The organism is Enterobacter chengduensis (genome assembly GCF_001984825.2).
GTDB lineage: Bacteria > Pseudomonadota > Gammaproteobacteria > Enterobacterales > Enterobacteriaceae > Enterobacter > Enterobacter chengduensis.
The window spans coordinates 4,305,394-4,318,914 of the sequence record NZ_CP043318.1 but is presented as its reverse complement, the minus strand read 5'-3'; the positions used below and the strand labels follow the sequence as shown (position 1 = coordinate 4,318,914).

The following is a 13,521-nucleotide window of genomic DNA, read 5'->3' as shown; positions in this document are numbered from 1 at the left end:
CCGCGTTGTTAGTCGTTTCAGATGGAGCTTATATGTCACTCAGTCGGCGTCAGTTTATTCAGGCTTCAGGGATCGCCCTCTGTGCGGGTGCGATGCCGCTGACAGCCAGCGCCGCCGGGCAGCAACAGCCGCTGCCCATTCCGCCATTAATTGAATCCCGTCGCGGTCAGCCGCTTTTCCTGACGCTGCAGCGCAGCCACTGGTCCTTCACCCAGGGGACGCGTGCGCCGGTCTGGGGGATTAACGGACGTTATCTTGGGCCGACCATCCGCGTGTGGAATGGCGATGACGTAAAGCTTATCTACAGTAACCGTACTCCTGAAAACGTCGCCATGACCATCAGCGGTTTACAGGTACCCGGCCCGCTGATTGGCGGCGCGGCGCGAATGATGTCACCCAGCGCCGACTGGGCGCCCGTGCTGCCCATTCGCCAGAGCGCGGCCACCCTGTGGTATCACGCCAACACGCCTAACCGCACGGCGCAGCAGGTCTATAACGGCCTGGCCGGCATGTGGCTGGTGGAAGATGAGGTCAGCAAATCCCTGCCGATTCCCAACCATTACGGCGTGGATGACTTCCCGATTATCATCCAGGACAAACGTCTGGATAATTTCGGTACGCCGGAATACAGCGAGCCGGGCAGCGGCGGCTTCGTCGGCGATACGCTGCTGGTTAACGGCGCGCAAAGCCCGTACGTGGAAGTGTCTCGCGGCTGGGTGCGCCTGCGCCTGCTGAATGCCTCCAACTCGCGCCGCTACCAGCTCCAGATGAGCGATGGCCGTCCGCTGCACGTGATCTCCGGCGATCAGGGCTTTTTACCGGCGCCGGTATCCGTGAAGCAGCTGGCGCTCTCGCCGGGTGAGCGTCGCGAAGTTCTCATTGATATGACCAACGGGGATGAAGTTTCTGTCACCTGCGGCGAAGCGGCCAGCATCGTTGACCGTATTCGCGGGTTCTTTGAACCGTCGAGCATTCTGGTCTCAACCCTGGTGCTGACCCTGCGCCCAACCGGCCTGCTGCCGCTGGTGACCGATAGCCTGCCCATGCGCCTGCTGCCGCAGGAGATCGTGAGCGGTTCGCCGGTGCGCAGCCGTGATATCAGCCTGGGCGACGATCCGGGCATCAACGGCGCGCTGTGGGACGTCAACCGCATCGACATCACCGCCCAGCAGGGCACCTGGGAGCGCTGGACGGTGCGTTCAGACATGCCGCAGTCGTTCCATATTGAAGGGGTGTCATTCCTGATCCGCAACGTTAACGGCGCGATGCCGTTCCCGGAAGATCGCGGCTGGAAAGATACCGTCTGGGTGGACGGCCAGGTGGAGCTGCTTGTCTACTACGGCCAGCCTTCGTGGCCGCACTTCCCGTTCCTGTTCCACAGCCAGACGCTGGAGATGATGGACAGGGGCTCCGTGGGGCAGATGCTGATCAACCCTGCGCCATAATCCTGACATTCCCGGTTCGCCGGGAATGGTTTATGCCCGCCAGAAAAAGCGCGAAAACAGAATCAGCACCGGGTAAATTTCCAGACGCCCCAGGATCATCGCCGCGCACATCAGCAGTTTTGCCCCTTCGGTTAAGGTACCAAACGTTGAGGCCGTCTCGCCAAACCCCAGCCCCATGTTGTTTATGCAGGCGGCAACCGTGGCGAATGACGTAAACAGGTCGTAGCCCATCAGATTGAGCGACCAGACAAAAAAGCCGGTAATCATCACGTAGAGAAAAAAGAAGCTCCATACCGAACGCAGGACGCGTTCATTCACCACGCTTTTGCCCACCTTAATGCTCAGCAGCGCGCGCGGATGGGCCAGCTGATTCATCTCCTGAATACTCTGCTTGAACATAATGAGAAAACGCAGGGCTTTGATCCCGCCGCAGGTCGAGCCGACGCAGCCGCCAAAAAAGCTGGCGCTCAACAGCAGGAAGATAGTGTGGGTGGGCCATTGGGCGTAGTCGGCCGTCGCGAGACCGTTATCGGTCATCATTGAGCTGGCAAGGAAGAAGGCGTGCACCAGGCTATCCGTGGGGTTGTACATTCCCGCATGCCAGACCTGCCAGGCGGTGATGAGGATAATCAGCGCGGCGGCACCGAGAAAGAATTTGACCTCCGGGCTGCTAAGGATCGGTTTCAGCGTGCGTCTGACAATGGCGACGTACCAGAGGGTAAAGTTAAAGGCAGAAAGCAGCGAAAAGGCCCCGGCAACCAGCTCTATTGCGTGGCTGTCATAAAAACCAATGCTCTCGCTGCGGGTGGAGAACCCGCCCAGCGACACTGTCGAAAGCCCGTGACAGAGGGCGTCAAAAAAGGACATTCCCGCCAGCCAGTAGGCCAGGGTGCAGGCCACGCCCAGCGCGAAATAGGTCAACCACAGCGTGCGCGCGGTATCGGCAAGGCGGGGCGTAAGACGCTCCTCCTTGAACGGCCCCGGCATTTCTGACTGATAGAGCTTCATGCCCCCGATGCCCAGCAGCGGCAGGACCGCGACGGCCAGCACGATAACGCCTAACCCGCCAATGAAATTGAGCTGAGCGCGGTAATAAAGGTAAGATTTAGGCAGGGCGCTGACGTCCCCGATCACCGTTGCCCCGGTGGTGGTGATCCCGGAAACCCCTTCAAAGAGCGCGTCGGCAAAGGAGAGCTGTAACCCGTCATCCATCCAAAGCGGCATGGCGCTTATCACTGAAAACAGTAGCCAGAACAGCACAATAATCACGAAACCGTCACGGGTGCGCAGCTGTATCCCGGCGTGACGGGTCGCCCGCCAGGCTAACCCCCCGAGAGTAAAAAAGGTTAAAAAGGTGGTCAGGAAGGCAAAGTAGGTCCGCTCTTTATTCAGTAGGGCGACAACCATCGGCGGCAGCATGGAAAGGCTGTACAGCAAAACCAGAAAACCGCAGAGGTGAAGGACAACCCGCAGCTGGGATACATGTAACGAATCGTTGGACGTCACAACAGAACTCCGCGCAATAACACGTTCCGGGGCAAATCACCGGAAAATATAGTGAATATTATGATTCAAAATTTTCAGGGCGCCGTATTTTAACGGCTTCCACGAATATCTGCCTGCTTCCTGCATCCTTTTCTTCAAATTGGACGGATGAACAGCGTATAATCCCGCTCCTTTTGTCTATTTTTTCTTCGGAAGCATTATGAGCGCAATTTCCCTGATCCAGCCGGATCGTGACCTCTTCTCCTGGCCCCAGTACTGGGCGGCCTGCTTTGGACCGGCGCCGTTCCTGCCGATGTCCCGGGAAGAGATGGACCAGCTGGGCTGGGACAGCTGCGACATCATTCTGGTTACGGGCGACGCCTACGTTGACCATCCGAGCTTCGGCATGGCCATCTGTGGCCGTATGCTTGAGGCGCAGGGCTTCCGCGTGGGGATCATCTCCCAGCCTGACTGGAACAGCAAAGACGACTTTATGCGTCTGGGCAAACCGAACCTGTTCTTCGGCGTGACCGCAGGCAACATGGATTCAATGATCAACCGCTACACCGCCGACCGTAAGCTGCGTCATGACGATGCCTACACGCCCGATAACGTGGCGGGTAAACGCCCTGACCGCGCTACCCTCGTCTACACCCAGCGCTGTAAAGAAGCCTGGAAAGACGTGCCGGTGATCCTGGGCGGCATCGAGGCGAGCCTGCGCCGCACCGCGCATTACGACTACTGGTCTGATACCGTGCGCCGCTCGGTGCTGGTGGATTCCAAAGCCGACATGCTGATTTACGGCAACGGCGAGCGTCCGCTGGTGGAAGTGGCGCACCGTCTGTCGCAGGGCGAGCCGGTGAGCAGCATCCGCGACGTGCGCAATACCGCCATCATGGTGAAAGAGGCGCTGCCGGGCTGGCGCGGCGTGGATTCCCGCATCATCGATATGCCGGGCAAAATCGACCCGATCCCACACCCGTATGGCGACGATCTGCCGTGTGCGGATAACAAACCGGTAGAGCCAAAGAAAGCGGAAGCGAAGGCTATCGTCGTGCAGCCGCCGCGCCCGAAGCCGTGGGAAAAGACCTACGTGCTGCTGCCGTCCTACGAGAAGGTGAAAGCCGACAAGGTGCTCTACGCCCATGCGTCCCGTATTCTGCACCATGAAACCAACCCGGGCTGCGCCCGCGCGCTGATGCAGAAGCACGGCGAGCGCTTTATCTGGATCAACCCGCCGGCCATCCCGCTCTCCACCGAAGAGATGGACAGCGTCTTCGCGCTGCCGTACAAGCGCGTGCCGCACCCGGCGTACGGCAACGCCCGTATTCCGGCGTATGAGATGATCCGCTTCTCGATCAACATCATGCGCGGCTGCTTCGGCGGCTGCTCGTTTACTCTTGTTTTTATGTATTTAGAGGCTTTGTTGAATAAATCGAACTTTTGCTGAGTTGAAGGATCAGATCACGCATCTTCCCGACAACGCAGACCGTTCCGTGGCAAAGCAAAAGTTCAAAATCACCAACTGGCCCACCTACAATAAAGCCCTCATCAACCGTGGCTCCATAACTTTCTGGCTGGATGATGAAGCTATTCAGGCCTGGTATGAGTCGGCAACGCCTTCATCACGGGGAAGACCTCAGCGCTATTCTGATCTCGCCATCACCACCGTTCTGGTCATTAAACGCGTGTTCAGGTTGACCCTGCGGGCTGCACAGGGTTTTATTGATTCCATTTTTACACTGATGAATGTTCCGTTGCGCTGCCCGGATTACACCAGTGTCAGCAAGCGCGCAAAGTCGGTTAATGTCAGTTTCAAAACGCCCACCCGGGGTGAAATCGCGCATCTGGTGATTGATTCCACCGGGCTGAAGGTCTTTGGTGAAGGCGAATGGAAAGTCAAAAAACATGGCCAGGAACGCCGCCGTATCTGGCGAAAGTTGCATCTGGCAGTTGACAGCAACACACATGAAATCATCTGTGCAGACCTGTCGCTGAACAATGTGACGGACTCAGAAGCCTTCCCGGGTCTTATCCGGCAGACTCACAGAAAAATCAGGGCAGCATCGGCAGACGGCGCTTACGACACCCGGCTCTGTCACGATGAACTGCGGCGTAAGAAAATCAGCGCGCTTATCCCGCCCCGAAAAGGCGCGGGTTACTGGCCCGGTGAATATGCAGACCGTAACCGTGCTGTTGCGAATCAGCGGCTGACCGGGAGTAATGCGCGGTGGAAATGGACAACAGATTATAACCGTCGCTCGATAGCGGAAACGGCGATGTACCGGGTAAAACAGCTGTTCGGAGGTTCACTGACACTGCGTGACTACGATGGTCAGGTTGCAGAGGCTATGGCCCTGGTACGAGCGCTGAACAAAATGACGAAAGCAGGTATGCCTGAAAGCGTGCGTATTGCCTGAAAACACAACCCGCTACGGGGGAGACTTACCCGAAATCTGATTTATTCAACAAAGCCGGGGAGAGCATGAAAATGATGGATATGAGCGGTCACGATCAGGCCGCAATGTCCCATGAAATGATGCAAAACGGCAATTCTGCTGCCCATCAGGACATGGCTGAAATGCATAAAAAAATGATGAAATCCAAACCTGAGAACACCCAAGAAACTGCTAAGCCATTTTCCGAAATGAACGAGCATGAGAAAGCCGCTGTTGTGCATGAGAAGGCGAATAATGGTCTATCTTCCGTTATTCATCAGCAGCAGGCTGAAAAGCATCGCAGCCAGATCACCCAGAATTAACCCGCAGCTCCACTTGTCAGACCCTCATTTGACGCCGAAGTCACTGGCTTACGCTCCCGTCCGGGAGCGTTTTTTTCCCATATATCAAACTTTAACTCTGAAGAGGTGGAAGTATCTGACCAACACTGTCACGTAACGCCAGATAACTACAAAAACACCTCAGGTGAACGTAAGCGTTAAGTGAGCGCCGTATTGACGGCTATTTATTGGTGAGATCTACGTTCCATGGCAGCAGTTCGGCCACTTTGTTGATGGGCCACTCCGGCAATACGCTCAGGATATGGCGAAGGTAACCCTCTGGATCGATACCGTTCAGCCTGCACGTTCCGATCAGACCATACAGCAGGGCACCACGTTCACCACCATGATCACTGCCGAAGAAGATGTAGTTTTTCTTGCCCAGACAGACCGCTCGTAGCGCGCGCTCAGCAGCGTTATTATCCGGCTCTGCCAGACCATCATCGCAGTAGTAACACAGGGCATCCCACTGGTTCAGTGCATAAGCGAACGCCTCGCCTAACCGGGATTTTTTCGACAGAGTGGCACTTTTCTCCACCAACCAGTCATGCAGGGATATCAGCAACGGTTAACTTCGGGACCGTCTGGCGGCCAGCCGCTGAGATGCCGGAAGGCCGCGTATTTCCTCTTCTATCGCGTATAACTCACTGATGCGCTTCAGAGCCTCCTCTGCTGTGGCCGTCCGGGTGCTGATATAGACGTCATGGATTTTGCGCCGCGCATGAGCCCAGCATGCCGCTTCTGTCAACGGGCCACCTTCACGCTCTGCGCTGAACAACCTGTCGTACCCTGCGAAGGCATCTGCCTGCAGCACGCCATGATAGTGCCGAAGATGTTGCTGAGGGTGTTTCCCCTGTCGGTCCGGTGAGAAGGCGAACCATGCCGCTGGCGGATCTGATGAACCCGCGCTTCTGTTATCACGGACATATGTCCAGATACGCCCGGTTTTCGTCTTCTTTCTGCCCGGCGCCAGCACGGGCACCGGAGTGTCATCCGTATGCAGTTTGCGGCAGTCCATCACGTAGTGGTAGAGGGCTTCATCCAGCGGGGCCATTAACCGGCAGCACGCATCCACCCAGTTGGAGAGCAGCGCACGACTCAGATCCACACCCTGACGGGCAAAGATTTCGCACTGGCGATACAGCGGCAGGTGTTCACAGTATTTGGCCGTTAACACGCGGGCCAGCAGACCCGGCCCGGCGATGCCCCGGTCGATAGGACGTGAGGGCGCTGGCGCTTCAACGACGCAGTCGCATCGGGTACAGGCCTTTTTCACCCTGACCGTGCGGATCACTTTCAGGGCGCTGGAGACCAGCTCCAGTTGCTCCGCGCTGACTTCGCTGAGATAGGCCATATCACTACCGCAACCAGGACAGCTGGTTTCAGCTGGCTCCAGTCTGTTTATTTCGCGGGGAAGATGTTCCGGTAACGGGCGACGATGACGGGACTGGCGCAACTGACGCGGAACCTGCTGATCATTGTCCCGGCCGTTGTAACGATCGCTTTGCTGCTCCTGCTGTTTCAGCAGGGCTTCGGCTTCTTCGACCTGCCGGCGTAGCTTTTCTGAACGGGTACCGAACAGCATTCGGCGCAGTTTTTCTATCTGAGCCCGCAGATGTTCTATTTCACGCTCTTCGTTCTCTATTTTCTCTTCTGCGCGGGCCAGCGCTGAACGCAGGAACGACTCAGTCTCAGCAACGAGACTGAGCTGGCTGTCTTTCTGGCGAAGCGCGTCTTCCAGCGCAGCGATACGGGCGAGATAGTCCTGACTCATGACCCCATTTATAATGCGGTCATGCGCTTTTTACAACATCGTCAGTGAGTTAAGGCGTGCAGTTTTAGGTTTCCGCCAGTCCAGCTTATCGAGGAGCATGGCGAGTTGTGAGCGGGTGATGGCGATTTTGCCGTCGCGTACAGCAGGCCAGACGAACTGTCCCTCTTCCAGACGTTTGGTAAACAGACACAGACCGTCAGCATCAGCCCAGAGGATCCTCACGGTGTCACCTTTACGACCACGGAAGATAAACAGGTGGCCGGAGAACGGATTGTCATCAAGAACATGCTGGACCAGTTCGCCCAGACCATTGAAGGACTTACGCATATCGGTGACCCCGGCAACCAGCCAGATACGAGTGCCTGACGGTAAGGGTATCATCGGCTCCTCCCGCTCAGCTCGCGGATCAGCGTTTTCAGAAGTGCAGGTGATAAATCCCCGGACAGACGCAGGCTGGCACCGCCGACAGTCACCTCGCATGTCATGGCCTCGCGGCAGGCTGGAGCGGCGGGTTCATAGTGCGGCTCAGCATGGTGTGACAGGACCATATCAGGCAGGACAACGGGGATAACAGAGTCTTGCTCTCTGATTGACCGTTGTATTTCATCGGGCAGAAGATGTCTGTAACGCTGGCGCCAGGTAAACAGCAGATTGTCATTAATTCCATTATCCCGCGCCAACCGGGCAACACAGGCTCCAGGCTGATATGAAGTGGTTTACTGAATTTGGCCACCTGAACAGAGGTGATATGCTCACCTCAGAACAACACAGGTGTCATAATGAAAAAAAGAAATTTCAGCGCAGAGTTTAAACGCGAATCCGCTCAACTGGTCGTTGACCAGAACTACACCGTGGCAGATGCAGCCAGCGCTATGGATGTCGGCCTTTCCACAATGACGCGATGGGTGAAACAATTACGTGATGAACGGCAGGGCAAAACACCAAAAGCCTCCCCCATTACCCCGGAACAAATTGAAATCCGTGAGCTCAGGAAAAAGCTACAACGTATTGAAATGGAAAATGAAATATTAAAAAAGGCTACCGCGCTCTTGATGTCAGACTCCCTGAACAGTTCTCGATAATCGGGAAACTCAGGGCGCGTTATCCTGTGGCCACTCTCTGCCATGTGTTCGGGGTTCATCGCAGCAGCTGCAAATACTGGAAAAACCGTCCTGAAAAGCCAGACGGCAGACGGGCTGTATTACGCAGTCAGGTACTTGAACTTCATGGCATCAGCCACGGCTCTGCCGGAGCAAGAAGCATCGCCACAATGGCAACCCAGAGAGACTACCAGATGGGGCGCTGGCTTGCTGGCAGACTCATGAAAGAGCTGGGGCTGGTCAGTTGCCAGCAGCCGACTCACCGGTATAAGCGTGGCGGTCATGAGCACGTTGCTATCCCGAATCATCTTGAGCGACAGTTCGCCGTAACGGAACCAAATCAGGTGTGGTGCGGTGATGTGACCTATATCTGGACGGGTAAGCGCTGGGCGTACCTCGCCGTTGTTCTCGACCTGTTCGCAAGAAAACCAGTGGGCTGGGCCATGTCGTTCTCGCCGGACAGCAGGCTCACCATGAAAGCACTGGAAATGGCATGGGAAACCCGTGGTAAGCCCGTCGGGGTGATGTTCCACAGCGATAGTAATAATGCCGATGTCAGTCTTTACCACCACTTAGTTTGCCGTTTAACCAGATTGGTGTGATTACTGATGCAGTGAAGACCTTCCCGCATCCTGACTCACACAGCGATCGACCTTTTGTGTCCTGCCCTGGACCCGTCGGTTGCCGGAAGCGCCTTCATGCGAGGCATCTCCTCACCGATGCGCGTGACTCAAGAAGGGCCTGACGGCTTGTCTCGTTACTGTCCTGTCCAGGTTATCTGTCTGGAGATTCAACTCTGTTTCCTCACAGGAGCTCTGTCATGGTTGATAAAGTTACCGAAGCTGCCGTTGTGGGTGGCGTGGATACACATAAAGATTTGCACGTTGCCGCTGTCGTAGATCAGAACAATAAAGTCCTTGGGACTCAGTATTTCTCCACAACACGACAAGGTTGCCGGCAGATGCTGGCATGGATGACCTCGTTTGGGACATTAAAGCGAATTGGTGTTGAGTGCACAGGTACCTATGGTTCCGGTTTGCTTCGTTATTTTCAGAACGCCGGGTTAGAAGTTCTTGAGGTGACTGCTCCAGACCGGATGGAGCGACGCAAACGGGGTAAAAGTGACACAATTGATGCTGAATGTGCCGCTCATGCAGCATTCTCAGGCATCAGGACAGTTACTCCCAAAACGCGTGATGGCATGATTGAGTCCCTGCGGGTATTAAAAACTTGCCGAAAAACAGCAATATCAGCCCGCAGAGTCGCTCTCCAGATTATCCATTCAAATATTATCTCTGCCCCGGATGAATTACGTGAACAGCTCAGAAATATGACGCGCATGCAGCTCATCAGGACCCTGGGTTCCTGGAGACCTGATGCCAGTGAATACCGCAATGTAACCAACGTTTATCGCATTTCATTAAAGTCCCTTGCCCGACGCTATCTCGAGTTACATGACGAAATCGCTGATCTGGATGTCATGATTGCGGCAATTGTCGACGAGTTGGCACCTGAGCTGATTAAACGTAATGCTATCGGATACGAAAGCGCTTCACAGTTGCTGATCACTGCCGGAGACAATCCTCAACGGTTAAGATCAGAATCAGGATTTGCGGCACTGTGTGGTGTCAGCCCGGTCCCCGTTTCTTCTGGAAAAACGAACCGTTACCGACTTAATCGTGGTGGAGATCGTGCTGCAAATAGTGCACTTCACATCATCGCCATCGGACGCTTACGAACTGACGCAAAAACAAAGGAATATGTCGCCAGGCGTGTAGCCGAAGGACATACAAAAATGGAAGCGATACGCTGTCTAAAGCGATATATCTCCCGCGAAGTTTACACGTTACTGCGCAATCAAAACAGGCGGATCAACAGTATCCCGATAACAGCTTGACTCTTAGAAGGGCGTCCAGGGCAGCCAGTACGGCAGTGACGACTGGCAGCGCTTCTACCGGGCCAATAACCTGGCGCCGAGCATGAGCCGGCGTGGCAACTGCTGGGATAATGCGGTGGCCGAATCGTTCTTCAGTTCGCTGAAAAAAGAACGGATCAGAAAACGCATATATAAAACCAGGGATCTGGCCCGGGCGGATCTTCGATTACATTGAAGTCTTCTATAACCGGTCCCGGCGCCACAGCCACCTCGGCGGCGTCAGTCCGGAGGCCTTCGAACAGGCCTCGTCGTGAGGACAGGATTTGTCTACAGGCGTGGGGTCAGTCCAAACTATAGGGCAGGATCGTCTACCGGGGCGGGGTCAGTCCATCAACGGCTCGGAAGTGTCTAGATTATCCGTGGCTATTCACCGGGGCAAACAGGCCGATCAGGAACGACATAAGAAAGTTCTGTATTACCGACAGGTCAAGAAACTGAGCATAAGAGAAACTGCTGAAGCCACCAGTTACAGTACATCTCAGGTCTGCAGGGTTCAGGCCCTGTTCAGGCCTGAAAATTAAGCACATTTTCTGAGGCTGGAAATCAACTCATGCTGACAGCCTGAGCCTGTTGGCATGGTAAGCAATGTGCTCACCAATAAAGCTGGAAATGAAATAATAGCTGTGGTCGTATCCAGTATGATATCGGAACGACGCATTGAGGTTCATCTCATTGCATACTCTCTCAAGGATTTTGGTGCGCAGTTGCTCTTCATAAAAGGCGTCACTCAGCCCCTGATCAATGAAGATTTCTGGTAATTTTTCACCCTGTAAAATGAGGCTGACTGGATCGTAGGCTTCCCACGTTTTTCTGTTTTCACCCAGGTAAGCGCTAAATGCCTGTTGCCCCCATGGCACCTGAGAAGGCGATACTATCGGGGAAAATGCTGATACGCTCACATATTCACCAGGATTTCGCAGAGCCAGCACCAGAGCACCCAGCCCTCCCATAGAATGACCGGATATAGATTTTCTTGCCGTTGCAGGAAAATGATTCATGACGACATCCGGAAGCTCTCTGAGAATATAGTCATACATCCTGTAATGAACATTCCACGGCTGTTCCGTCGCGTTCAGATAAAAACCGGCCCCCTGGCCAAGATCGTAACTGTCGGCATCCGGGACATTATTACCCCGGGGACTGGTATCCGGGACAACAACGATGACGTTATGCCGGGCTGCATAATGCTGCATACCTGATTTGGTGATGAAATTCTGCTCAGTACAGGTCAGGCCCGACAACCAGTATAGTACCGGCAGTTTTTCTGTTACTGCTTTGGGAGGAAGATACACACCGAAATTCATTTCACAATTAAGGGATTGTGAATAATGCCGGTACACGTTTTGCCAGCCGCCAGAGCTGGCATGCTGCTCAATGAGTTCCATCAGCCGTTATCTCATGGTTATTTCCCCTGACCGAAGCCAGGGGAAGTATCTTTAAATCCGGACGTCAGATAAACGTATACGCCGTGATTTTGTTACCCGCCGGATCCCGCAGGTAGGCAGCATAGGCCCCGGGAAGGTGACCACGCGGGCCAGGTTGACCTTCATCAGCTCCACCGGCGGCAAGGCCGGCAGCATGGAAAGCATCAACCTCTTCCGGGGTGGCAGCAGCGAAGCCGACAGTCACCCCGTTAGCGGAAGGTGCTTCACCGTTGCCCGGACGGGCAATGATAAATGCCGGCTTTTCGCGGCCATAGAGTACCCAGCCGTTGCCAAACGGGCCGAGGTTATTGATACCAAGCGTGCCCAGGACGACATCGTAAAATGCGGAGGATTTCTCGACATCGGCTGCGCCAATGAACACATGAGAAAAGATGCCGTCACCAGAAATTACCGGAGTTGTCATTTTCCACTTCCTTCAGTTTGAGTTGATTAAAATTCTGATGGGATCAGTAATGAATCACTGTCCGGATAGATTTGCCTTCATGCATAAGCTCGAAGGCGTCATTGATTTCATCCAGTGTCATCGTATGGGTTACAAATGGCTCAAGGTCAATATCCCCCTTCATGGCATCCTCGACCATACCGGGGAGCTGAGTGCGGCCTTTTACTCCGCCAAACGCGGAACCTTTCCATACGCGCCCGGTGACCAGCTGGAAAGGACGGGTGGAAATCTCCTGTCCGGCCCCTGCGACACCAATGACAACGGACTGCCCCCACCCACGGTGAGCACTTTCCAGCGCTGCACGCATGACGTTAACGTTACCGATACATTCAAAGGTATGGTCAATACCCCACTTGTTGATATCCAGCAGAACATCTTTAATCGGTTTGTCATAATCATTCGGGTTAATGCAGTCAGTGGCCCCGAACTGACGGGCCAGGTCAAATTTTGTCGGATTAGTATCGATAGCGATAATACGTCCCGCTTTTGCCTGACGGGCCCCCTGTACCGCAGCCAGACCAATTGCCCCCAGACCAAAAATGGCAACTGAATCGCCCGGCTGCACTTTAGCCGTGTTATGGACGGCGCCAATACCGGTAGTCACGCCACAACCCAACAGGCAGACGTGTTCATGGTTCGCCTCCGGGTTAATTTTTGCCAGAGAAACCTCGGCCACAACGGTGTATTCACTGAATGTGGAACATCCCATGTAGTGGTAAAGAGGCTGACCGTTGTATGAAAAGCGAGTGGTCCCGTCAGGCATCAGTCCTTTGCCCTGAGTCTCGCGAACCGATACACAGAGGTTCGTTTTACCGGACTGGCAGAATTCACACTCCCCGCATTCAGCGGTGTAGAGCGGAATAACATGGTCACCCGGCTTCACACTGGTGACGCCTTCACCAACTTCAACGACGATACCGGCTCCCTCGTGGCCGAGAACCACCGGGAAAACGCCCTCAGGGTCATTCCCTGAGAGGGTAAAGGCATCGGTATGGCAGACACCTGTGTGGGTGTTTTTAATCAGCACCTCGCCTTTTTTAGGCGGAGCAACATCAATTTCAACAATCTCCAGGGGCTTCCCTGGTGCAAATGCAACAGCGGCACGTGATTTCATA

The 13,521-nt window shown here is 54.8% G+C and carries 8 protein-coding genes and 7 pseudogenes; 8 read left to right on the top strand and 7 right to left on the bottom strand.

The genetic code is table 11. From position 1 onward, the window contains the following. Window positions 1–32: 32 nt before the first annotated feature. The gene (gene ftsP / locus FY206_RS20880; protein WP_032642049.1) at window positions 33–1,445 is read left to right on the top strand and encodes a cell division protein FtsP; all 1,413 of its coding nucleotides are present in this window, start codon (window positions 33–35) and stop codon (window positions 1,443–1,445) included. Window positions 1,446–1,475: 30 nt separating this feature from the next. Here the strand turns inward: ftsP and FY206_RS20875 are convergent, their stop codons facing one another. Beyond that, window positions 1,476–2,951, bottom strand: a complete 1,476-nt coding sequence (locus FY206_RS20875; RefSeq protein WP_077064479.1) for a TrkH family potassium uptake protein — start codon at window positions 2,949–2,951, stop codon at window positions 1,476–1,478. A 199-nt stretch (window positions 2,952–3,150) separates the two neighbouring features. On the opposite strand from FY206_RS20875, the pseudogene FY206_RS20870 reads away from it, so the two are divergent. The 3 genes and pseudogenes from FY206_RS20870 to FY206_RS20855 all read left to right on the top strand — a co-directional run. Next, window positions 3,151–4,326: pseudogene (locus tag FY206_RS20870) on the top strand (YgiQ family radical SAM protein); the annotation flags it as partial. A 55-nt stretch (window positions 4,327–4,381) separates the two neighbouring features. Then, entirely contained in the window at window positions 4,382–5,350 is a 969-nt protein-coding gene (locus tag FY206_RS20860) for an IS5-like element IS903B family transposase (RefSeq protein ID WP_022649395.1), read from the top strand. 56 nt (window positions 5,351–5,406) lie between these two features. Next, window positions 5,407–5,691: pseudogene (locus FY206_RS20855) on the top strand (copper-binding protein); the annotation flags it as partial. 199 nt (window positions 5,692–5,890) lie between these two features. On the opposite strand, the pseudogene tnpC reads toward FY206_RS20855, so the two are convergent. The 3 genes and pseudogenes from tnpC to FY206_RS25870 all read right to left on the bottom strand — a co-directional run. Next, a pseudogene (gene tnpC, locus FY206_RS20850) lies at window positions 5,891–7,483 on the bottom strand (IS66 family transposase). A 30-nt stretch (window positions 7,484–7,513) separates the two neighbouring features. Next, on the bottom strand, window positions 7,514–7,864 hold the full coding sequence (gene tnpB / locus FY206_RS20845; RefSeq protein ID WP_016151369.1) for an IS66 family insertion sequence element accessory protein TnpB: 351 nt from the start codon (window positions 7,862–7,864) through the stop codon (window positions 7,514–7,516). After that, a pseudogene (locus tag FY206_RS25870) lies at window positions 7,861–8,181 on the bottom strand (IS66-like element accessory protein TnpA); the annotation flags it as partial. The pseudogene FY206_RS25870 and the gene tnpB, both read right to left, overlap by 4 nt. 81 nt (window positions 8,182–8,262) lie before the next feature. On the opposite strand from FY206_RS25870, the pseudogene FY206_RS20835 reads away from it, so the two are divergent. The 4 genes and pseudogenes from FY206_RS20835 to FY206_RS20815 all read left to right on the top strand — a co-directional run. Next, window positions 8,263–9,131, top strand: a pseudogene (locus FY206_RS20835) (IS3 family transposase); the annotation flags it as partial. A gap of 272 nt (window positions 9,132–9,403) precedes the next feature. Beyond that, window positions 9,404–10,480 carry an IS110 family RNA-guided transposase gene (locus FY206_RS20825; protein WP_077064597.1) on the top strand — a complete coding sequence of 359 codons (1,077 nt, stop codon included), beginning with the start codon at window positions 9,404–9,406 and terminating at the stop codon, window positions 10,478–10,480. A gap of 16 nt (window positions 10,481–10,496) precedes the next feature. Continuing rightward, a pseudogene (locus tag FY206_RS20820) lies at window positions 10,497–10,773 on the top strand (IS3 family transposase); the annotation flags it as partial. Window positions 10,774–10,887: 114 nt separating this feature from the next. Then, window positions 10,888–11,040, top strand: a pseudogene (locus tag FY206_RS20815) (recombinase family protein); the annotation flags it as partial. 27 nt (window positions 11,041–11,067) lie between these two features. Here the strand turns inward: FY206_RS20815 and fghA are convergent. The 3 genes from fghA to frmA form a co-directional block, all read right to left on the bottom strand. Then, window positions 11,068–11,904: an S-formylglutathione hydrolase gene (gene fghA, locus FY206_RS20810; RefSeq protein ID WP_012561110.1), complete on the bottom strand. Its 837-nt coding sequence runs from the start codon at window positions 11,902–11,904 to the stop codon at window positions 11,068–11,070. Between the two features lie 64 nt (window positions 11,905–11,968). Beyond that, on the bottom strand, window positions 11,969–12,367 hold the full coding sequence (locus FY206_RS20805) for a VOC family protein (RefSeq protein ID WP_012561111.1): 399 nt from the start codon (window positions 12,365–12,367) through the stop codon (window positions 11,969–11,971). 43 nt (window positions 12,368–12,410) lie between these two features. Continuing rightward, entirely contained in the window at window positions 12,411–13,520 is a 1,110-nt protein-coding gene (frmA, locus tag FY206_RS20800; RefSeq protein ID WP_017384070.1) for an S-(hydroxymethyl)glutathione dehydrogenase, read from the bottom strand. Between the last annotated feature and the right edge of the window lies 1 nt (window position 13,521).

Coding starts and splice junctions, on each gene's coding strand:
- frmA (WP_017384070.1), bottom strand. CDS start 13,520: ATGAAATCACGTGCCGCTGTTGCATTTGCACCAGGGAAGCCCCTGGAG.
- fghA (WP_012561110.1), bottom strand. CDS start 11,904: ATGGAACTCATTGAGCAGCATGCCAGCTCTGGCGGCTGGCAAAACGTG.
- FY206_RS20805 (WP_012561111.1), bottom strand. CDS start 12,367: ATGACAACTCCGGTAATTTCTGGTGACGGCATCTTTTCTCATGTGTTC.
- tnpB (WP_016151369.1), bottom strand. CDS start 7,864: ATGATACCCTTACCGTCAGGCACTCGTATCTGGCTGGTTGCCGGGGTC.
- ftsP (WP_032642049.1), top strand. CDS start 33: ATGTCACTCAGTCGGCGTCAGTTTATTCAGGCTTCAGGGATCGCCCTC.
- FY206_RS20825 (WP_077064597.1), top strand. CDS start 9,404: ATGGTTGATAAAGTTACCGAAGCTGCCGTTGTGGGTGGCGTGGATACA.